This is a genomic window from Pseudomonas sp. RIT-PI-q, assembly GCF_001297125.1.
GTDB lineage: Bacteria > Pseudomonadota > Gammaproteobacteria > Pseudomonadales > Pseudomonadaceae > Aquipseudomonas.
Genome location: NZ_LHPC01000049.1, coordinates 44349 through 64314 on the forward strand (window position 1 = coordinate 44349; position 19966 = coordinate 64314).

At 57.6% G+C, this 19966-nt stretch carries 15 protein-coding genes and 4 tRNA genes; 14 read left to right on the top strand and 5 right to left on the bottom strand.

The annotated features are described in order from the left end of the window. The gene (locus AEQ67_RS34275; RefSeq protein WP_082377952.1) at positions 1-216 is read left to right on the top strand and encodes a hypothetical protein; all 216 of its coding nucleotides are present in this window, start codon (positions 1-3) and stop codon (positions 214-216) included. Between the two features lie 270 nt (positions 217-486). Here the strand turns inward: AEQ67_RS34275 and pbpG are convergent, their stop codons facing one another. Next, on the bottom strand, positions 487-1425 hold the full coding sequence (gene pbpG, locus AEQ67_RS25360) for a D-alanyl-D-alanine endopeptidase (protein ID WP_059406529.1): 939 nt from the start codon (positions 1423-1425) through the stop codon (positions 487-489). 228 nt (positions 1426-1653) lie between these two features. After that, positions 1654-2520: a bifunctional methylenetetrahydrofolate dehydrogenase/methenyltetrahydrofolate cyclohydrolase FolD gene (folD, locus tag AEQ67_RS25365; RefSeq protein WP_059406530.1), complete on the bottom strand. Its 867-nt coding sequence runs from the start codon at positions 2518-2520 to the stop codon at positions 1654-1656. Between the two features lie 274 nt (positions 2521-2794). On the opposite strand from folD, the gene AEQ67_RS25370 reads away from it, so the two are divergent. The 11 genes from AEQ67_RS25370 (at position 2795) to AEQ67_RS25420 (ending at position 13415) form a co-directional block, all read left to right on the top strand. After that, positions 2795-2871: transfer RNA gene (locus tag AEQ67_RS25370), tRNA-Arg, on the top strand. 32 nt (positions 2872-2903) lie between these two features. Further along, a tRNA-His gene (locus AEQ67_RS25375) sits at positions 2904-2979 on the top strand. 58 nt (positions 2980-3037) lie between these two features. Continuing rightward, a tRNA-Leu gene (locus tag AEQ67_RS25380) sits at positions 3038-3122 on the top strand. 78 nt (positions 3123-3200) lie between these two features. Then, a tRNA-His gene (locus AEQ67_RS25385) sits at positions 3201-3276 on the top strand. A gap of 402 nt (positions 3277-3678) precedes the next feature. Next, positions 3679-4989, top strand: a complete 1311-nt coding sequence (tig, locus tag AEQ67_RS25390) for a trigger factor (RefSeq protein ID WP_059406531.1) — start codon at positions 3679-3681, stop codon at positions 4987-4989. Positions 4990-5082: 93 nt separating this feature from the next. Next, positions 5083-5718 (top strand): ATP-dependent Clp endopeptidase proteolytic subunit ClpP, encoded by a 636-nt coding sequence (clpP, locus tag AEQ67_RS25395; protein ID WP_059406532.1) that lies wholly within the window; start codon positions 5083-5085, stop codon positions 5716-5718. Positions 5719-5830: 112 nt separating this feature from the next. Then, on the top strand, positions 5831-7114 hold the full coding sequence (clpX, locus tag AEQ67_RS25400; protein ID WP_007946893.1) for an ATP-dependent Clp protease ATP-binding subunit ClpX: 1284 nt from the start codon (positions 5831-5833) through the stop codon (positions 7112-7114). A gap of 251 nt (positions 7115-7365) precedes the next feature. Next, positions 7366-9762: an endopeptidase La gene (gene lon / locus AEQ67_RS25405; RefSeq protein ID WP_059406533.1), complete on the top strand. Its 2397-nt coding sequence runs from the start codon at positions 7366-7368 to the stop codon at positions 9760-9762. Positions 9763-9909: 147 nt separating this feature from the next. Then, a complete protein-coding gene (locus AEQ67_RS25410) occupies positions 9910-10182 on the top strand; it encodes an HU family DNA-binding protein (protein ID WP_024674124.1) in 273 nt (90 codons plus the stop codon). Positions 10183-10415: 233 nt separating this feature from the next. Further along, entirely contained in the window at positions 10416-12287 is a 1872-nt protein-coding gene (locus AEQ67_RS25415) for a SurA N-terminal domain-containing protein (RefSeq protein WP_059406534.1), read from the top strand. A gap of 291 nt (positions 12288-12578) precedes the next feature. Beyond that, positions 12579-13415, top strand: a complete 837-nt coding sequence (locus AEQ67_RS25420; RefSeq protein WP_059406535.1) for a DUF2242 domain-containing protein — start codon at positions 12579-12581, stop codon at positions 13413-13415. A gap of 352 nt (positions 13416-13767) precedes the next feature. Here AEQ67_RS25420 and AEQ67_RS25425 read toward each other — a convergent pair whose 3' ends face one another. Beyond that, positions 13768-14808, bottom strand: a complete 1041-nt coding sequence (locus AEQ67_RS25425; protein ID WP_059406536.1) for an AraC family transcriptional regulator — start codon at positions 14806-14808, stop codon at positions 13768-13770. 3 nt (positions 14809-14811) lie between these two features. Next, a complete protein-coding gene (locus AEQ67_RS25430) occupies positions 14812-15942 on the bottom strand; it encodes a carbon-nitrogen hydrolase family protein (RefSeq protein WP_059406537.1) in 1131 nt (376 codons plus the stop codon). 207 nt (positions 15943-16149) lie between these two features. On the opposite strand from AEQ67_RS25430, the gene AEQ67_RS25435 reads away from it, so the two are divergent. Both AEQ67_RS25435 and AEQ67_RS25440 read left to right on the top strand, forming a co-directional pair. Then, entirely contained in the window at positions 16150-18189 is a 2040-nt protein-coding gene (locus AEQ67_RS25435) for an oxidoreductase (protein ID WP_059406538.1), read from the top strand. 168 nt (positions 18190-18357) lie between these two features. Continuing rightward, positions 18358-19284 carry a 1-aminocyclopropane-1-carboxylate deaminase/D-cysteine desulfhydrase gene (locus tag AEQ67_RS25440; RefSeq protein WP_059406539.1) on the top strand — a complete coding sequence of 309 codons (927 nt, stop codon included), beginning with the start codon at positions 18358-18360 and terminating at the stop codon, positions 19282-19284. A 120-nt stretch (positions 19285-19404) separates the two neighbouring features. Here AEQ67_RS25440 and AEQ67_RS25445 read toward each other — a convergent pair whose 3' ends face one another. Then, positions 19405-19965 carry a cytochrome b gene (locus tag AEQ67_RS25445; RefSeq protein ID WP_059406540.1) on the bottom strand — a complete coding sequence of 187 codons (561 nt, stop codon included), beginning with the start codon at positions 19963-19965 and terminating at the stop codon, positions 19405-19407. Between the last annotated feature and the right edge of the window lies 1 nt (position 19966).

Sequence of the window (19966 nt, forward strand, 5' to 3'; positions counted from 1 at the left end):
ATGTCGACTGATTCGAGTTTCAATGACAAGCGTCCGGACAGTGTCCCTACAACCCCGGAAAAGGATATGGACCCGGTGATGGATCCGAATGATCCGTTAAGGGACCCGCTGGCCAGGCCGGCTGTGGTGACGACGGAACATCCGCAGGGGAGGAGAGACCCGAGTGCTGGAGATGGTATTCCGGATGATGATCAGATGCCGTTGCCTAATGACTGATTGCTGAGGGTATATCCGTTTTTTTGGTTGCACCTGTAGGAGCTGGCTTGCCAGCGAAGGACGTCAACGATGACGCGTTTCAACAGGATAAACACGGCGCATTCGAATGCTTCGCTGGCAAGCCAGCTCCTACAGGGGGGCTGTGATATTTAGAGGTTGCGTGCGCTTTTGCTCTTGATCTGTTGCCGCTTTCACAGAGGCCGGGCGCCGCGGTAGCCGCCCCCAGCCATGGATGGCCGATGGCGGCGGACCCCCGGTGTTACTGCAAATTTACTTCGAAGCTTCCACTACGCCACTCTGACGGTGCTTGAGGTTCTTTTCCGATTTGTACTGCAAGGCTACCGATGGCACGTTCGTACCCTTGCCGGTTTCGACCCAGTTACGAATACGGCTCGCATCGGCAAAGTGAGTGTACTTGCCGAAAGCGTCCAGGATGACCAGGGCAACCGGGCGATTACCCATACTGGTCACCAGCACCAGGCAATGCCCAGCCTCGTTGGTAAAGCCGGTTTTCGTCAGCTGGATGTCCCAGTTCGGTTTGCCGACCAAGTGGTCGGTGTTGCGAAAGCCCAGGCTGTAGTTAGGCTTGCGGAACGAAACAGTTTTTTCCTTGGTGGTACTCAGCTCAGTCAATATCGGGTACTTGTGCGCCGCGACCAGCAATTTGCTCAGGTCACGTGCCGTCGATACGTTACGAGGAGAAAGACCCGTCGGCTCGACGTAGTGCGTACTGGTCATGCCCAGCGCCCTGGCCTTGGCGTTCATGGCAGCAATAAACGCGACATAACCGCCCGGATAGTGATGCGCCAGGCTGGCGGCAGCACGGTTTTCCGAGGACATCAGGGCAATCAGCAGCATTTCCCTGCGCGGCATTTCGCTGTTGAGTTTAACCCGGGAAAACACACCTTTCATTTCCGGGGTGTCACTGATGTTGATGGAAATGTACTCGTCCATGTTCTGCTTGGCTTCTACCACCACCAGCGCCGTCATCAGTTTGCTGACCGACGCGATCGGCACAACCACGTCCGGGTTGCTGGCATAAATGACTTTGTTGGTCTGCAAATCCATCAGCAAGGCGCTGCCGGAAGCTATCTTCAATTGTGACGTGTCGCGTGGTGCCGCGGTGGTGTCCGCAGCGTTAACTGTTGGCGTGATGAACGTCCCTGTAAATGCAAAAAATAGGCTCAGGATGGAAAGACGGATTTTCACGCTGGCAGACTCATAAGGGTGTGGATAAGCCGTTATGTAACGGGCTGTTTCTTAAAAACCGACGCATTTTAGGAGTATGGCTGAAGAACTGTCGATGGTTGTTCAACGATCAGGTGAAACTCCTTGAAAACCCCTTAAAAACAGTGGGTTTCCGGCGAGCGGTAGTGCTTTTTATTTGGCCAAAAAGAACCCCGCCATTGGCGGGGGTCTTTGGGGGGTCGCTCAGGCTCAATCAAGAACTCCGCTGTGCAGGGGTTCCGCTGCATACAGGGGGGTTTCCAGCAGGCAAGCGCGGGTCATCGGACCAACGCCACCCGGGACTGGCGTAATCCAGCCGGCGCGGGGCAGGGCGGTTTCGTAGATCACGTCACCGACCAGTTTGCCATCTTCCTGGCGGTTGATGCCGACGTCGATCACGATCGCGCCTTCCTTGATCCACTCGCCCTTGACCAGTCCCGGCTTGCCGGCGGCAACGACCACCAGATCGGCTCGGCCGACGTGGCCCGCCAGATCCTTGGTGAAACGGTGGGTGACGGTCACGGTGCAACCGGCCAGCAGTAATTCCATCGCCATCGGACGGCCAACAATGTTGGAAGCCCCGACAATCACCGCGTCCATCCCGTAAAGATCGACGCCGGTGCTTTCCAGCAGGGCCATGATGCCTTTAGGGGTGCACGGGCGCAGCAGCGGAATGCGCTGGGCCAGGCGGCCGACGTTATAAGGATGGAAACCGTCGACGTCTTTGTCCGGACGAATGCGCTCCAGCAATTTGGAGGCGTCCAGGTGTTCAGGTAAAGGAAGCTGAAGCAGAACGCCGTCGATAGTCGGGTCGTCGTTCAGGCGATCGATCAGATCGGTCAGCGCTTCTTGAGTGGTTTCGGCAGGCAGGTCATAGGCTTGGGAAATGAAGCCGACCTCTTCACAGTCTTTACGCTTGTGCGAGACATAAACCTGAGAGGCAGGATCGCTGCCGACCAGGATCACCGCGAGGCCGGGCGTGCGCAGGCCTTGCTGGCGACGCTCGGTGACGCGTTTGGCGATCTGCTGGCGCAGGCTGGCGGCGATCGATTTGCCGTCGATTAGTTGTGCAGTCATTGCGCGTGATTAACCATCGAGAGGGGAAAAAAAGAGAACGCATTCTCGCATGTCGTGAGGTGAGGGCAAAGGCGCTTGGTCTGCAAATTCCCCTAACCCCTTTAATTAAATGAATTTTTTTTAAAAAGGATTTGACGGCCTTTAGGGTGCTCTATACTATTCGTCGCACTTGTCGGGCACAGCCTAGCACTGGATGAGAAGGTCAAGCGGGATTACGGTTCCGTGAGGCTGGAAGCACTTAGTTTGTAGTCCTCCAAGAGTACAGATTAGTAAGGCGCCCGTAGCTCAGCTGGATAGAGCATCCGCCTTCTAAGCGGATGGTCGCAGGTTCGAGTCCTGCCGGGTGCGCCATTAGGCAACTTTGGCACAAGTAGCGCAATATGGTGGGCGTAGCTCAGTTGGTAGAGCACGGGATTGTGACTCCCGTTGTCGAGGGTTCGATCCCCTTCGTCCACCCCATATTTCGAAAGGCGCCAGATTTAACAGTCTGGCGCCTTTGCTTTAACAGCTTCAAACTGCGGATGTGGTGGAATTGGTAGACACACTGGATTTAGGTTCCAGCGCCGCGAGGCGTAAGAGTTCGAGTCTCTTCATCCGCACCAAATAAAGCTTCACTCAGGCCGGCTGGCTTGGCTGGAGCGCAGCAAGGAAGTTGTTTGGCTTCTTTGTAAGGCAATATGGTGGGCGTAGCTCAGTTGGTAGAGCACGGGATTGTGACTCCCGTTGTCGAGGGTTCGATCCCCTTCGTCCACCCCATATTTCGAGAGGCGCCAGATTTAACAGTCTGGCGCCTTTTTTGTTTTAGCGGTTCGAGTATTCAGCGACTGCAGGTTCTGGGTCGCAGGGGTGGGGGTTTCGTCGTATTTATGTTTCTCGATGATGCGCCGCCGCCCGCCGGCCTTGCTCGCAAGATCGGCTGTCAGGGAGATGATGGGCAGCTTCTTCTATATATAGAAGGATTGATGCAGAGCCCTGGCATGATTGGCTGTATTTGCTAACAGGGCGAGGCACAACCGTTTGTCCCCGCCTAATAAATTGCCTGCTGCTTTTTTACCCGTTTTCAGTAGGGTGACTTCTTGAGTTTGACCCACTAGAATGCATGCCCTTGATTCTGGGGTCGGAAACGGCCGGCTAACGTCTGTGCAACGAGGAATATCCATGCAAGTTTCTGTTGAAAATACTTCTGCTCTTGAGCGCCGCATGAGCATCACCGTGCCGGCTGAGCGCATTGAGACTCAGGTCAACAAGCGTCTGCAGCAGACTGCCCAAAAGGCCAAGATTGCTGGCTTCCGTCCAGGCAAAGTGCCAATGAGCGAAATCAAGCGCCGTTTCGGTGCTGATGCGCGTCAGGAAGCTGTAGGCGACGTGATCCAGTCTTCTTTCTACGAAGCTGTTGTCGAGCAAAAGCTGAACCCGGCTGGCGCCCCTTCGATCGAGCCTAAGTCGATCGAAGCTGGCAAAGACCTGGAATACGTCGCAGTTTTCGAGGTGTTCCCAGAGTTCACCGTTGCCGGTTTCGACGGTATCACCGTAGAGCGCCTGAGCGCTGACGTGGCTGACGCCGATCTGGACAAAATGCTGGACGTGCTGCGCAAGCAGAACACCCGTTTTGAAGTGGCCGATCGCGCTGCCCAGAACGAAGACCAGCTGAACATCGATTTCGTCGGCAAGGTTGACGGTGAAGTGTTTGCTGGCGGTTCCGCCAAAGGTACTCAGCTGGTTCTGGGTTCCGGCCGTATGATCCCTGGCTTCGAAGACGGTCTGGTTGGCGCTAAAGCCGGCGAAGAGCGCGTTCTGAACCTGACCTTCCCTGAGGATTATCAGAACCTCGACCTGGCTGGCAAAACCGCTGAGTTCACCGTTACCGTGAACACTGTTTCCGAGCCAAAACTGCCAGAGCTGAACGAAGAATTCTTCGCTCAATTCGGCATCAAGGAAACCGGTCTGGAAGGCTTCCGTACCGAAGTTCGCAAGAACATGGAGCGCGAGCTGCGTCAGGCGATCAAATCCAAGGTCAAGAATCAGGTGATGGACGGTCTGCTGACCACCAACCCGATCGAAGTGCCTAAGGCGCTGCTGTCCAACGAAGTTGACCGTCTGCGCGTGCAGGCTGTTCAGCAGTTCGGTGGCAACATCAAGCCTGACCAACTGCCGGCCGAGCTGTTCGAAGAGCAAGCCAAGCGCCGCGTTGTGCTGGGTCTGATCGTGGCTGAAGTGGTCAAGCAATTCGACCTCAAGCCTGACGAAGCCCGCGTTCGCGAAATGATTCAGGAAATGGCTTCGGCCTACCAAGAGCCTGAGCAGGTTGTGTCTTGGTACTACAAGAACGACCAGCAACTGAACGAAGTTCGTTCGGTTGTGCTGGAAGAACAAGTTGTGGATACTGTTCTGCAGAAGGCTAACGTGACCGACAAAGCGGTCTCTTACGAAGAAGCAGTCAAGCCGGTAGAAGCTCCACAAGCCGACTGATCATTTCTGCGCTAAGAAGTAATCACCATAAGCCAGCCTTCGCGCTGGCTTATGCGTATTCAAGACATAACTATTTGGGAGTGACTGCAGAGCATGTTCCGTAATTCGTATATTCAGCAGAACTCTGATATCCAGGCCGCAGGCGGCCTGGTCCCGATGGTTGTCGAGCAGTCTGCTCGTGGCGAGCGCGCTTACGACATTTACTCGCGCCTGCTCAAGGAGCGAGTGATCTTTCTGGTTGGCCCGGTAGAGGACTACATGGCCAACCTGATCTGTGCGCAACTGCTGTTCCTTGAAGCGGAAAACCCGGACAAGGACATCCATCTCTATATCAACTCCCCGGGCGGTTCGGTGACAGCTGGCATGTCGATTTACGACACCATGCAGTTCATCAAACCCAACGTGTCGACTACCTGTATCGGCCAGGCGTGCAGCATGGGCGCGTTCCTGTTGACGGCCGGTGCCACCGGCAAGCGTTACTGCCTGCCGAACTCGCGTGTGATGATTCACCAGCCACTGGGCGGTTTCCAGGGCCAGGCGTCGGATATCGAAATCCATGCCAAGGAAATCCTCTTCATTCGTGAGCGTCTCAACACGCTGATGGCCAAGCACAGCGGGCACACGCTTGAAGAAATCGAGCGCGACACCAACCGCGATAACTTCATGAGTGCAGAAGCCGCGCGTGCGTACGGCTTGATCGATGAAGTGATCACCCAGCGCCCCGCTTAAAATAAGCAGCTCAAAATAGGCGTGGTCGGCTGCTCCGATCACTAGCGGGCTTGAAAAAGCCCGCAATAGCCTTCATCTTGTGTTGCAAGCCTATCGGATTTGGATCGAACGAATGACTGACACCCGCAACGGCGAGGACAACGGCAAGCTGCTCTATTGCTCCTTCTGTGGCAAAAGCCAGCATGAAGTGCGCAAATTGATTGCCGGCCCCTCGGTCTTTATCTGCGACGAGTGCGTCGACCTGTGCAATGACATCATCCGAGAGGAGGTGCAGGAAGCCCAGGCCGAGAGCAGCGCGCATAAATTGCCTTCGCCTAAAGAAATCAGCGGCATCCTTGATCAGTACGTGATTGGTCAAGAGCGTGCAAAAAAGGTTCTGGCCGTAGCGGTGTACAACCACTACAAACGTCTGAACCAGCGTGACAAAAAGAATGACGACGTCGAACTCGGCAAAAGCAACATCTTGCTGATCGGCCCGACAGGCTCGGGTAAAACCCTGCTTGCCGAAACACTGGCCCGCTTGCTGAACGTTCCGTTCACCATCGCCGACGCAACCACCCTCACCGAGGCGGGTTACGTAGGTGAAGATGTCGAGAACATCATTCAGAAGCTGCTGCAGAAATGCGATTACGACGTAGAAAAAGCCCAGATGGGCATTGTCTACATCGATGAAATCGACAAGATTTCGCGCAAGTCTGACAACCCGTCGATCACCCGGGACGTTTCCGGTGAAGGCGTGCAGCAGGCCCTGCTCAAGTTGATCGAAGGCACGGTCGCTTCCGTTCCACCTCAAGGTGGTCGCAAGCATCCGCAGCAGGAATTCCTTCAGGTCGACACCCGTAACATCCTGTTCATCTGCGGTGGCGCGTTCTCTGGTCTGGAAAAGGTTATCCAAAACCGTTCCACCAAGGGCGGCATCGGCTTCAACGCAGAAGTGCGCAGCAAGGAAGAAGGCAAGAAAGTTGGTGAGTCCCTGCGTGAAGTCGAGCCTGACGATCTGGTCAAGTTCGGTCTGATCCCGGAATTCGTCGGTCGTCTGCCGGTACTTGCCACGCTGGACGAGCTTGATGAGGCTGCGTTGATGCAGATTCTCACCGAGCCGAAAAATGCCCTGACCAAACAGTATGCCAAGCTGTTCGAGATGGAAGGCGTAGACCTGGAATTCCGCGCCGACGCGCTGAAATCAGTCGCCAAGCGTGCACTGGAACGCAAGACCGGTGCCCGTGGACTGCGCTCGATTCTCGAAGGTGTATTGCTCGACACTATGTATGAAATCCCCTCGCAGTCCGAGGTGAGTAAAGTAGTGATCGATGAAAGCGTTATAGAAGGCAAGTCCAAGCCACTGTATATCTACGAAAACAGTGAGCCGGCTGCCAAGGCCGCGCCAGACGCTTAAGCGTCACGCAGCTGGAACAAAGAAGGGGCCTTCGGGCCCCTTTGCTATTGTGGGAGCTGGCCTGCCAGCGAGACGGCCTTACGCTCAACCTGATTTTTGAATGTAATCCGGACCTATGCAATCGCTGCCTTAGGCGGCAATCTTTTAAGTGGTTCTTTTATCCGCTTGTTTTTTTCCAAACCAGCCCCCATCTTGGTTTCAAGCTTACTTCCATCTGTTTACGGCCTTATGGCCGCCGTAGAGGCGAAATCATGAAGACAACCATCGAATTGCCTCTCCTGCCATTGCGTGATGTTGTGGTTTATCCGCACATGGTTATCCCGCTGTTCGTGGGGCGCGAGAAATCCATCGAAGCCCTCGAGGCTGCGATGACGGGCGACAAGCAGATCCTTCTGCTGGCTCAGAGAAACCCTGCTGACGACGATCCCGGTGAAGATGCACTCTATCGCGTAGGTACAATCGCTACCGTTCTGCAGCTGCTGAAGCTGCCTGACGGCACAGTCAAGGTTTTGGTCGAAGGTGAGCAGCGGGGCGCCGTGGAGCGCTTCAGCGAAGTGGACGGCCACTGCCGTGCCGAAGTCTCATTGATCGACGAAGTGGATGCGCCTGAGCGCGAGTCGGAAGTGTTTGTCCGCAGCCTGCTGGCTCAGTTCGAACAATACGTGCAGCTGGGCAAAAAAGTCCCCGCTGAAGTCCTGTCGTCGCTCAACAGCATCGACGAGCCAGGCCGCCTGGTCGACACCATGGCCGCACACATGGCCCTGAAGATCGAGCAGAAGCAGGAAATCCTCGAAATCATCGATTTGTCGGCCCGTGTCGAGCACGTCCTGGCGTTGCTGGATGCCGAGATCGACCTGTTGCAAGTCGAAAAACGCATTCGCGGTCGCGTTAAAAAACAAATGGAGCGCAGCCAGCGCGAGTACTACCTGAATGAGCAGATGAAGGCCATTCAGAAAGAACTCGGCGACAGCGACGAAGGCCACAACGAAATCGAAGAGCTGAAAAAGCGCATCGATGCTGCTGGTCTGCCCAAAGATGCCTTGGCCAAGGCCCAGGGCGAACTGAACAAGCTCAAGCAAATGTCGCCAATGTCCGCGGAAGCGACGGTGGTGCGTTCGTATATCGACTGGTTGGTCCAGGTGCCGTGGAAAGCTCAGAGCAAAGTCCGTCTGGACCTTGCGCGCGCTGAAGACATTCTCGACGCCGACCATTACGGTCTGGAAGAAGTCAAAGAGCGGATTCTCGAATACCTCGCCGTGCAAAAGCGCGTGAAGAAGATTCGTGGTCCGGTGTTGTGCCTGGTCGGTCCTCCTGGGGTGGGTAAAACCTCGCTGGCGGAGTCGATTGCTCACGCTACCAACCGTAAATTCGTGCGCATGGCCCTCGGCGGTGTACGCGATGAAGCGGAAATTCGTGGTCATCGCCGTACTTATATCGGTTCGATGCCAGGAAGATTGATTCAAAAGATGACAAAGGTGGGCGTTCGCAACCCGCTGTTCCTGCTCGATGAAATCGACAAAATGGGCAGCGACATGCGTGGCGATCCGGCGTCGGCGTTGCTGGAAGTGCTCGATCCTGAGCAAAACCACAACTTCAACGATCACTATCTGGAAGTCGACTACGACCTGTCCGATGTGATGTTCCTTTGCACCTCCAACTCCATGAACATTCCTCCGGCGCTGCTGGACCGGATGGAAGTGATTCGTCTGCCGGGCTACACCGAAGACGAGAAGATCAACATCGCGGTCAAGTACCTTTCGCCGAAGCAGATTACTGCCAACGGCTTGAAGAAAGGCGAGCTGGAATTCGAGGCCGAGGCGATCCGCGACATTATCCGCTACTACACCCGCGAAGCCGGTGTACGTGGGCTGGAGCGCCAGATTGCCAAGGTTTGCCGCAAGGCGGTCAAAGAGCATGCCATGGAAAAACGCTTCTCGGTGAAGGTCACGGCCGACATGCTGGAGCACTTCCTGGGTGTGCGTAAATTCCGCTACGGCCTGGCTGAATCGCAGGATCAGATCGGTCAGGTGACTGGCCTGGCGTGGACTCAGGTGGGCGGTGAATTGCTGACCATTGAAGCCGCCGTCGTACCGGGTAAAGGCCAACTGATCAAGACCGGTTCCCTGGGTGACGTGATGGTCGAATCGATCACCGCAGCCCTGACTGTTGTCCGTAGCCGCGCGAAGAGCCTGGGCATTCCCCTGGACTTCCACGAGAAGCGTGACACGCACATCCACATGCCGGAAGGGGCAACCCCGAAGGACGGCCCTAGCGCTGGTGTAGGCATGTGCACGGCTCTGGTGTCGGCATTGACCGGGATCCCGGTACGTGCGGACGTCGCCATGACGGGCGAAATCACCCTGCGTGGCCAGGTGCTGGCGATTGGTGGCTTGAAAGAAAAACTGCTCGCGGCTCACCGTGGCGGAATCAAGACAGTGATCATTCCTGAAGAGAACGTACGCGATCTGAAGGAAATTCCTGACAATATCAAGCAAGATCTGCAGATTAAACCGGTTAAATGGATTGACGAGGTCCTGCAAATTGCGCTGCAATACGCGCCGGAGCCGCTACCTGATGTGGTTCCCGAGATAGTTGCAAAGGATGAAAAACGCGAGTCTGACTCTAAGGAAAGAATTAGCACGCATTAGTACGTATTTGCCTGGGGGGCTTGTTGACAGCTTTTTAGAGCCCTTGTTATAAAGCGGCTCTTAAGTGTCTGTAGGCCATTCAGCACTCGTTTTTGCTTTCACCAAAAAACTTAGAATCATACTCAAATAGATATAAGGGGACTTAGAGTGAACAAGTCGGAACTGATTGATGCTATCGCTGCATCCGCTGATATCCCGAAAGCTGCTGCTGGCCGTGCGCTGGACGCTGTAATCGAATCCGTCACTGGCGCTCTCAAGGCTGGCGACTCTGTTGTTCTGGTTGGTTTCGGTACTTTCTCCGTCACTGATCGTCCAGCTCGCATTGGTCGTAACCCACAGACCGGTAAGTCGCTGGAAATCGCAGCTGCTAAAAAACCAGGTTTCAAAGCCGGTAAAGCACTGAAAGAAGCTGTCAACTAAGTTCGATTCAGGTTTTTGCCTATCCGGGTCGGGGTCATGCCTGACCTGGCAGCGGAGCGGTAGTCCAGTCGGCAAATTGCCGGTCCGAGACACCGAGGCTCGCAAGTTCGAGTCATCGGTCCGCTCCGCCAGTTACGAGAAGGCGCATCCTCGGATGCGCCTTTCTTCTATCCGGATTCTACCCACGCTCCACGGTTGCCTAATTTTGAAGTTCAACCGTTTCTGGGGGACGCATGCTGCAGAATATCAGGGACAATTCACAAGGCTGGATTGCCAAGACCATCATCGGGGTCATCGTCGCACTGATGGCTTTGACCGGTTTCGACGCCATTTTCAAGGCCACCACGCACAGCAATGATGCGGCCAAGGTCAATGGTGAAGAAATCAGCCAGAACGAGCTGAGCCAGGCGGTCGATATGCAACGCCGTCAGCTCATGCAACAGCTGGGCAAGGATTTCGATGCTTCCTTGCTCGACGAAAAAATGCTGCGCGAATCGGCCCTCAAGGGCTTGATCGATCGCAAGCTGCTGCTGCAAGGCGCAGAAAACTCGAAATTCGCTTTCTCCGAAGCTGCTTTGGACCAGGTGATCCTGCAGACGCCTGAATTCCAGGTTGATGGCAAGTTCAGTCCTGAGCGTTTCGACCAGGTTATTCGCCAACTTGGCTACAGCCGTATGCAATTCCGCCAGATGCTGGCTCAGGAAATGTTGATCGGTCAGCTGCGCGCAGGGCTGGCAGGTAGTGGTTTTGTCACCGATGCACAGGTGCTGGCATTTGCCCGTCTGGAAAAACAGACGCGCGATTTCGCTTCCCTGAACGTCAAGGCTGACCCGGCGGCTGTGAAGCTGACCGACGAAGAGGTCAAGGCCTACTACGACGAACACGCCAAGGAATTCATGACGCCGGATCAGGTGGTCATCGATTACCTCGAGTTGAAGAAGGCTTCCTTCTTCGATCAGGTCAGCGTCAAGGACGAAGACCTGCAGGCCGCGTATCAGAAAGAAACCGCGAACCTGTCCGAACAACGTCGGGCTGCGCACATTCTGATCGAAGTGAATGACAAGATGACCGAGGCGCAAGCCAAGGCCAAGATCGAAGAGATCCAGGCGCGTCTGGCCAAAGGCGAGAAGTTCGAGGCTCTGGCCAAGGAATTCTCCCAGGATCCAGGTTCGGCGAACAACGGCGGTGACCTCGGCTACGCAGGTCCTGGCGTTTACGATCCAGCCTTCGAAAAAGTCCTGTATTCGTTGGCCAAGGATCAAGTCTCGGAGCCGGTTCGCACTGACTTCGGTTTCCACCTGATCAAGCTGTTGGGCGTGGAGGCACCTGAAGTGCCGACATTCGCCAGCCTGAAAGACAAGCTGACCCGTGAGCTGAAAACCCAGCAGGTCGAGCAACGTTTCGTCGAGGCAACCAAGCAATTGGAAGACTCGTCGTTCGAAGCCTCCGATCTGGCCCAGCCGGCGCAGGACCTGAAGCTGACTGTGCACACCTCCAAGCCGTTCGGCCGTGAAGGTGGCGAAGGTGTCGCGGCCAACCGTGCCGTGGTCACTGCTGCGTTCAGTCCTGAAGTGCTGGATGAGGGTGCCAACAGCACCGCCATCGAGCTCGATCCGGAAACCGTGATCGTGCTGCGCGCCAAGGAACACCTGAAGCCTGCGCAACTGCCGCTCGAAAGCATTGCTGCCAGCATTCGTGTGCAATTGGCCAAGGAGCACGCCAGTGCTGATGCCAAGACCAAGGCTGAACAGCTGATTGTCAGCCTGCGTGAAGGCAAGACACCGCTGGACAAGGCCATCGACGGTCAGAACTGGAAAGTGATCCAGGCAGCCACTCGTGGCCAGGAAGGGGTTGACCCAACCGTGCTGCAAGCCTTGTTCCGCATGCCGAAGCCGGCAGCCAAGGACAAGCCGACCTTCAGCAGCGTGACCCTGGCCGATGGTAGCCTGGTGATCGTGCGACTGAACGGCGTGAACGAAGCTGCCGCGCCGACCGAAGAAGAGAAGGCTCAATACCGCCGCTTCCTCGCCTCGCGCATTGGCCAGCAAGACTTTGCGGCTTACCGCAAGCAGCTGGAAAGCCAGGCTGAGATCAAGCGTTACTGATGCCTGACTGAGTTTCGCGCGACACAAAGACCCCGGCCGAAAGGCTGGGGTTTTTTTATGGCGCAATCAAAAGATCGCAGCCTTCGGCAGCGCCTACAGGAACATGCGTACACCTGCAGGCGCTGCCGAAGGCTGCGATCTTTTGACCTTTGCTTTGTTTTTAACGCCCCGCGACTTTTTCTGCATATGCGAGGTCAACACTTCTGTAACCGTTTTAAGACACAATCGATGCTCCGCTAAGCATCGATCTGTTGCACAATACGCCCCGAACCGTTTTCCTCAGGATGTTCAATGTTTAAATCATTTCCCATGCGGGTTGTCGGGCTGGCGCTGGTGCTGGCCGCTGCGGCCGGTTGCTCGTCGAAGAAAGCCGCCATCTATGAGCATGAGAACTTCGACGACTCTGGAACGTTTTCCCGTAATTATCCGGTGACTGATGCGCAAACCTGCGAAGCCGCCCGTCGGGCGTTGCTCAGCCAGGGCTACATCATCACCAGCAGCGATCCGAAACTGGTTAGCGGCCACAAGAGCTTCCAGCAGACCGGCGATACGCACATGGAGATCAGCTTCAGTGTGGTCTGTGCCGATGATGGCACCGAGGGCCACCACGCGACCATGTTCGCCAACGCCCTGCAGGACCGTTATGCGCTGAAGAAGACCAACAACTCCGCCAGCCTCGGTGTGGGTGTGTTGGGCTCGGTGTCGATGCCGATCGGCTCGTCCGACGACTCGATGGTCAAGGTTGCCAGCGAAACCGTATCGTCCTCCAAGTTCTACGAGCGTTTCTTCACCCTGGTCGAGCTGTTCCTGCCGCCGGAAGCGAAGAAGGCCGCGCACATCGTCGAAAAACCCAAAACCGACCTGGGCGTGCCTGAAGCCAAGGTCGCACCGGCTCCGTTGGCGCCGACCCCGGCACCCGCGGCTGAGCCTGCCCCGGCCCCGGCCGCTGAGCCCACTCCGGCGCCCGCTGCTTCGGAACCGGTAGCTCCGCCGCCTGAAGCCGCGCCAATTGCGCCGACCGAGCACAGCGAACCTTCGTCGTCCGCGGAAACCGTCACTCCACCGGCAGAGTCGACCTTGCCTCCACCGACCGAGCCGATTCCAGCCATGCCTGTCTCCAGCCACTAATCTGCCTCTGGCATTACGGGATCGGGTCAGACGACACCGATCCCGCCGTGGCTTTCAAAATTGATTCACGTCAAACCAGGTCGTTGTCCTACAGCCTGTATCGAAAAAATCCTGTGATAAATTCCTGACCGCCTGCTACGTTTTATTAAGTAGCCGCTGAGTGTCGTGCCTGCGTCATTTTTCTTTCACGTGGGCACTTTATGCTCAAGGCGCTGGTCATTTATTCAGGCATTTTTTTTAAACAAGCGTGGGGGGATTTGAAATGGACGAATATCAGGAAGAGTTGCTCGAGTATCAGGCGTTTGAACTCGACCCGCTGGAACCTGCCGAAGACGCTACCGAGCTGTAAGCGTCAGGCGGTTTGGCGATGACTGCGGCGAAACTCGCCGGGTGTCTGGCCATTCCAGCGTTTGAAGGCCCGTTGAAACGCTTCGGCTGAGGCAAAGCCCAGCAGGTAGGCGATTTCTCCGAACGCCAGTTCCGTATCGCGTATGTAGGTCATGGCCAGGTCGCGACGCGTGTCGTTGAGAATCGCGCGATATTGCGTGCCTTCTTCGGCGAGTTTGCGACGCAAGGTCCAGGTGGGCAGCTTCAAGCGTGCCGCCACTTCTTCCAGGTCGGGCTCCCGGCCACCATTGAGCAACGGCCCCAGCAGCGCAATGATGCGTTCGCGCAGACTGCGGGTGCGTGTCAGTTGCTCCAGTTCCCGTTCACACAACTGCAGCAAGTGCCGCCAGGTACTCGGGCAATGCTGCGGGTTGCGTTGGGCGAGGCCGGCCAGGCTCAAGCGCAGTTGATTGTGCTCGGCGCCGAACTGGATCGGGCAATCACCCAGAACGGCATAAGCCTCACGGTAATCCGGTGCTTCGAACTCAATCTCGATCCGTTCCGCGCGCAACGGGGTAGGGCTCAGGCTGGACAATTGCTGCAACCAGCCGGAAATGATCGAATCCACCACGAAGCGGTTGTAGGCGTTGTAAGGGCTGATGGAATAGAACCGCAGCCACGCCCCTTGAGCGTCTTCGTGAAAGCTCGACTGACCGCGATAGTTGGAGCCGTACAAGGCTTCGAAGCGAATCAGGCAGCGCGCCGCTTCTCGCACCGTCGGCGCCTGCGCGGCGGTGACCCCGGCCAGGCCAGCCTGGCTCAGGCGGCTGAGCTGGCCCATGCGCAAACCCAATGCCGGGTCGTTGGTCAGCGCAATGGCGCCGTGGCCCAGGCGCATGTAGCGCGGGATCGACAGCCTTGCGCCCGCTTCGCCAAGGCGTGCCGCGTCGAGACCGTATTGTTCAAGCAATGGCTGCGGGTCTGCACCCTGGCTGCGCACGGCGTCTGCCAGGCTATGAACAAAGCCCACTGACAGATCGCCGAGCCGCATCGGCTGCGGTTTCATCGCTTACAACCAGAGGTTCAGCAGGCGCGCGCCACGGGCATTGCCGTCGGCGAATTGCTGCCCGTTGCTGCTGAGAAAGCTTTGACCGGCGCTGCCCTGATCCCAGAATTGACCGCGCAGGAATACGCTCATGCCGGCGGTTGCCTGACTGCTGGGCGGTTGCGCGGTGAGGGTCAGGCGGTGCCAGGCCTGGCCTTCGCTGAGTTCGTCGGCCTTGAGGCTGACCGAGCCAGGCGTCGACAACCCCTTGTAACCGCGCCACGGTTTATCCCAGGTGCCGCGCCCGATGACAAAGGCCGGGACCGCGACGAACTGCGCGCCCTGAGCGTCGAGCTTGCGATAGTTGTCTGGATACCAGCTGTCGCTGCCGATCAGGATGCCGAGGCGTCCGGCCGGGGTGTCGACCACGCTGAGGGTATGCTCGCCATTAGCCGCGATGACCTCATGCTCAGCGAAGATTGGATGCATCTGACGCTGAGGCTGGCCGAGCGGCAGCCCGTCGCGGCCGAACACCACGCTGCTGTTGTACAGCGCGCCACGGCCGATTTTCAGGGCGCCGTCAATGATGCTGGGGTCAGGGAGCACGATGGAACCGGCCACCAGCGTCACGTTGAATTCCTTCGCCAGACCGCCGAACAGCGCCTGGTAATCCTTGGCCATGCCCTTGGCCTTCATGCGCAGGTGGGCGTCGTCCAGGCGGCTGTCACCCTTGGCATTGATCAGGGCGCGGAGGAACTTCAAGGGGTTGCTCACAGCCAGCCAGTTCATGGCTTCCTTGAGCGTGGTGGCTTGGTAAAGCTCATCTTTCTCACCGCTGACCATCAGCCACGTGCCGATATGCTCGGGCAGTACGACGATGGTTTTTTCATTCAGCAGGCCCTGGTCCCGGGCTTTCTGCAAATAGGCCGCGAGCTTGCGATGCAGGCGTTCGGGGCTTTGGTAGTCAGTGGGAAACAGCTCGGGCTGGATGCCCAGCAAATTGCCGCGATCGGCGGGCGTGCCTTGATCGACCGCGAGATTGATTCGCAGGTCCGACAGGTAATGACCCACCGGACGATCCGCGGCCCACATGGCGTAGGTCGTGAGGGCGGCGATCAACGCCATGGAAAAGGTCAGGTACAGAAGTTTGCGCATGGGAAAACAATCAACAGCCGTGTGCAGGGTTCGCCGACTAGGGTAGGGCCCATACCGGCGCTTGCCAAGGGCTGCTGCGCATTTGGATCAATAAGTTGTCAGTTACGGTCATTGAGCGACGTCGGGAGTGCTCATAGTCTGTTGCACATGAGAGGGGCGCCAAAGAGCGCCCACATTTTTCCGTGATCGCTCGTTGTGGAGTTACCGATGACCGCCGCTCATTACCCGCACCTGTTGGCCCCGTTGGACCTGGGTTTTACCACGTTGCGCAACCGCACCCTGATGGGCTCGATGCACACCGGTCTTGAGGAAAAACCCGGTGGCTTCGAGCGCATGGCGGCGTACTTCGCCGAACGTGCTCGCGGCGGCGTTGGCCTGATGGTCACGGGCGGTATCGGCCCGAACGACGAGGGCGGCGTGTATTCCGGTGCGGCCAAGCTGACCACTGAAGAAGAAGCGCTCAAGCACCAGATCGTGACCCGCGCGGTGCACGAGGCGGGTGGCAAGATTTGCATGCAGATCCTCCACGCCGGGCGTTATGCCTACAGCCCGAAACAGGTCGCACCGAGCGCCATTCAGGCGCCGATTAACCCGTTCAAGCCTAAAGAGCTGGACGAGGAGGGCATTGAGAAGCAGATCAGCGATTTCGTCACCTGTTCGTCTCTGGCGCAACTGGCCGAGTACGACGGCGTCGAGATCATGGGTTCCGAAGGTTATTTCATTAACCAGTTCCTCGCGGCCCACACCAACCACCGTACCGACCGTTGGGGCGGCAGCTACGAAAACCGCATGCGCTTGCCGGTGGAAATCGTGCGTCGGGTGCGTGAAGCGGTAGGCCCGAACTTCATCATCATTTTCCGCCTGTCGATGCTCGATCTGGTGGAAGGTGGCAGCACCTGGGAAGAAATCGTGCAGTTGGCCAAGGCCATCGAGCAGGCCGGTGCGACCATCATCAACACCGGTATCGGTTGGCACGAAGCGCGGATTCCGACCATCGCCACCAAGGTCCCGCGTGGTGCGTTCAGCAAGGTCACTGCCAAACTGCGCGGTTCGGTGAAGATTCCGTTGATCACCACCAACCGCATCAACACCCCGGAAGTCGCCGAGCAGATCTTGGCCGAAGGCGATGCCGACATGGTCTCCATGGCGCGGCCATTCCTCGCCGACGCGGACTTCGTCAACAAGGCCGCCGCTGGCCGCGCTGACGAAATCAACACCTGCATCGGTTGTAACCAGGCGTGCCTCGACCACACCTTCGGCGGCAAGTTGACCACGTGCCTGGTCAACCCGCGTGCTTGCCATGAAACCGAGCTCAATTACCTGCCAGTGCAGCAGATCAAGAAAATCGCCGTCGTCGGTGCCGGTCCTGCGGGCCTTTCCGCCGCGACCGTGGCTGCCGAGCGTGGTCATCAGGTGACGTTGTTTGACTCGGCCAGTGAAATCGGTGGTCAGTTCAACATCGCCAAGCGTGTACCGGGCAAGGAAGAGTTCTTCGAAACCCTGCGCTATTTCAACCGCAAATTGCAGACCACCAACGTCGAGGTCTGCCTGAATACCCGCGTCGATGTGGCTCGACTGGTCGAGGGCGGTTACGACGAGATCATTCTGGCCACCGGCATTGCGCCGCGTACACCGGCCATTGAAGGCGTCGAGAACACCAAGGTGCTGAGCTACCTGGACGTGATCCTCGAGCGCAAACCGGTGGGCAAGCGCGTTGCGGTGATCGGCGCCGGCGGGATCGGTTTTGACGTGTCGGAGTTTTTGGTTCACCAAGGCGTTGCCACCAGCCTCGACCGTGCCGCGTTCTGGAAAGAGTGGGGCATCGATACGCACCTTGAGGCGCGCGGCGGTGTCGCCGGGATCAAGGCTGCGCCGCATGCACCGGCCCGTGAGGTGTTCCTGCTGCAACGCAAGAAATCCAAGGTCGGCGACGGGCTGGGCAAAACCACCGGCTGGATTCACCGCACCGGTCTGAAGAACAAGCAGGTGCAGATGCTCAACAGTGTCGAGTACCTGAAAATCGACGATCAAGGCCTGCACATCCGTATTGGCGAAACCGGCGAGCCGCAAGTGCTGGCGGTGGACAACATCGTGATTTGCGCCGGGCAGGACCCGCTGCGTGAATTGCACGACGGTCTGGTCGCGGAGGGGCAAAACGTGCATTTGATTGGTGGCGCAGATGTCGCGGCGGAGCTGGATGCCAAGCGGGCGATCAATCAGGGATCGCGGTTGGCTGCCGAGTTGTAATTTGCAGGTCTCGCGTGCCTATGGCTATCGCGGGCAAGCCCGCTCCCACAGGTTCTATGTTGTTCATGCATTTTGTGAGCGATGCAAAACCACTGTGGGAGCGGGCTTGCCCGCGATGGCGTCCTCAACGCTGCTAAGATGCCGGCTCATTACCCGGACCCGGCATCGATGCTTTTCCCTCCCGACCACTGGCTACCCCAGGCCCCGCTCCAACCCCTGCATCTCGACTGGCTCACTGCCGCCGGCATCGAAGTCGCGATCCTGCGCCTGGACCAGATCGACCCGCTGATCAGCGGCAACAAGTGGTTCAAACTCATCGAACACCTGAAAGCCGCCGACCACGTCGGTGCCGAAGGCATCATCAGCCTGGGCGGCGCGCACTCCAACCATTTGCATGCTCTGGCAGCCGCGGGTAAACGTTTCGGCTTCCCCACCGTTGGCCTGCTGCGCGGTCATCCACAAGACACCCCGACGGTGAAGGATTTGCAGGCCTTCGGCATGCAATTGCATTGGCTCGGTTATGGCGGCTATCGCGCGCGGCATGAAGCGGGCTTCTGGTTGCCGTGGCAAACCCGATACCCGACCTTGCAGCCGGTGCCGGAAGGAGGCGGCGGTTTGCGCGGGGCGCGCGGTTGCATGCAACTGAAGGCGCAGGTGGGCGAGCAACTGAAGGATTTGGGCTGGAACGACTACGACGGTTGGTGGCTGGCCTGCGGAACCGGCACCACCCTGGCTGGCCTGGTGCTGGCCGAAGCGGGTGAGCACCCGGTTTATGGTGCGTTGGCGGTGCCCGACGACCATGGCGTGGCGCAGCAGGTCGAATCGATTGTGCGAGAGGCGGCTGTAGAGAATCCGGCTTACGAACTGTTCGATGCCAGCCGTGGGGGTTTTGCCAAAGTCGATCCGCCGTTGCTTGAATTCATTGAACAGACCGAGCAGGTCAGCGGCATTCCACTGGAACCGCTGTACACCGGCAAAGCGCTGTTGGCGCTCAAGCAGCACGTTGAAACCGCAAGGTTCGAAAAGGGCACACGGCTGATTTTCATCCACACTGGCGGCTTGCAGGGCCGCCGGGGTTTCCATCCCCAAATCTGAAAATCACCGCCAACCCCTGTGGGAGCGGGCTTGCCCGCGAAGGCGGTGTGTCAGGCAACATTGATTTCACTGACACGGCCCCTTCGCGGGCAAGCCCGCTCCTACAAGTTTTCGGTGGTGTCAGGTGTTACGAGGTTCGCGTTTGGGCATCATCCGCAGCAAGGTGTTATCGCCCACCACGTAATGATGATAAATCCCCGCTACGGCATGCAGGCCGATCAGCCAATAACCAATGGTGCCGCCGAGTTCATGCCAGCCCTGGATCTGCTTGGCCAATGCCTTGTCTTCCGCAACCAGCAACGGCAGGTCGAAGCCGTAGAACATCACTTGATGGCCCTTGGCGCTGGTGACCAGCCAGCCCAGGATCGGCATGGCGATCATGAAAATATACAGTGCCCAGTGCATCAATCTGGCCAGAACCGTCTGCCAGTGCGGCGACGCCGGGAAGATTTGCGGCGCCGGCCCCAGACTGCGAGCGAACAGCCGTAGCCATACCAGTACGAACACCGTCAAACCCAGCATGAAGTGCGATTCAGTGATCAGCGCTCGACCGCCGCTGCCTTTGGGAAAGATCCCGCGAAATTCGATACAGGCGTAAACCAGCACCAGCAACACCAGCATCAACCAATGCAGCGCGATCGATACGGTGCTGTAGCGCGAATCGGAGTTTTTCCACGGCATA

Excerpts from the sequence above, each read along its gene's own strand:
- folD (WP_059406530.1), bottom strand. The coding sequence starts at position 2,520 with ATGACTGCACAACTAATCGACGGCAAATCGATCGCCGCCAGCCTGCGC.
- clpP (WP_059406532.1), top strand. The coding sequence starts at position 5,083 with ATGTTCCGTAATTCGTATATTCAGCAGAACTCTGATATCCAGGCCGCA.
- AEQ67_RS25440 (WP_059406539.1), top strand. The coding sequence starts at position 18,358 with ATGCTTTTCCCTCCCGACCACTGGCTACCCCAGGCCCCGCTCCAACCC.
- clpX (WP_007946893.1), top strand. The coding sequence starts at position 5,831 with ATGACTGACACCCGCAACGGCGAGGACAACGGCAAGCTGCTCTATTGC.
- AEQ67_RS25430 (WP_059406537.1), bottom strand. The coding sequence starts at position 15,942 with ATGCGCAAACTTCTGTACCTGACCTTTTCCATGGCGTTGATCGCCGCC.
- AEQ67_RS34275 (WP_082377952.1), top strand. The coding sequence starts at position 1 with ATGTCGACTGATTCGAGTTTCAATGACAAGCGTCCGGACAGTGTCCCT.
- AEQ67_RS25415 (WP_059406534.1), top strand. The coding sequence starts at position 10,416 with ATGCTGCAGAATATCAGGGACAATTCACAAGGCTGGATTGCCAAGACC.
- AEQ67_RS25435 (WP_059406538.1), top strand. The coding sequence starts at position 16,150 with ATGACCGCCGCTCATTACCCGCACCTGTTGGCCCCGTTGGACCTGGGT.
- tig (WP_059406531.1), top strand. The coding sequence starts at position 3,679 with ATGCAAGTTTCTGTTGAAAATACTTCTGCTCTTGAGCGCCGCATGAGC.
- AEQ67_RS25425 (WP_059406536.1), bottom strand. The coding sequence starts at position 14,808 with ATGAAACCGCAGCCGATGCGGCTCGGCGATCTGTCAGTGGGCTTTGTT.
- AEQ67_RS25420 (WP_059406535.1), top strand. The coding sequence starts at position 12,579 with ATGTTTAAATCATTTCCCATGCGGGTTGTCGGGCTGGCGCTGGTGCTG.
- AEQ67_RS25445 (WP_059406540.1), bottom strand. The coding sequence starts at position 19,965 with ATGCCGTGGAAAAACTCCGATTCGCGCTACAGCACCGTATCGATCGCG.
- lon (WP_059406533.1), top strand. The coding sequence starts at position 7,366 with ATGAAGACAACCATCGAATTGCCTCTCCTGCCATTGCGTGATGTTGTG.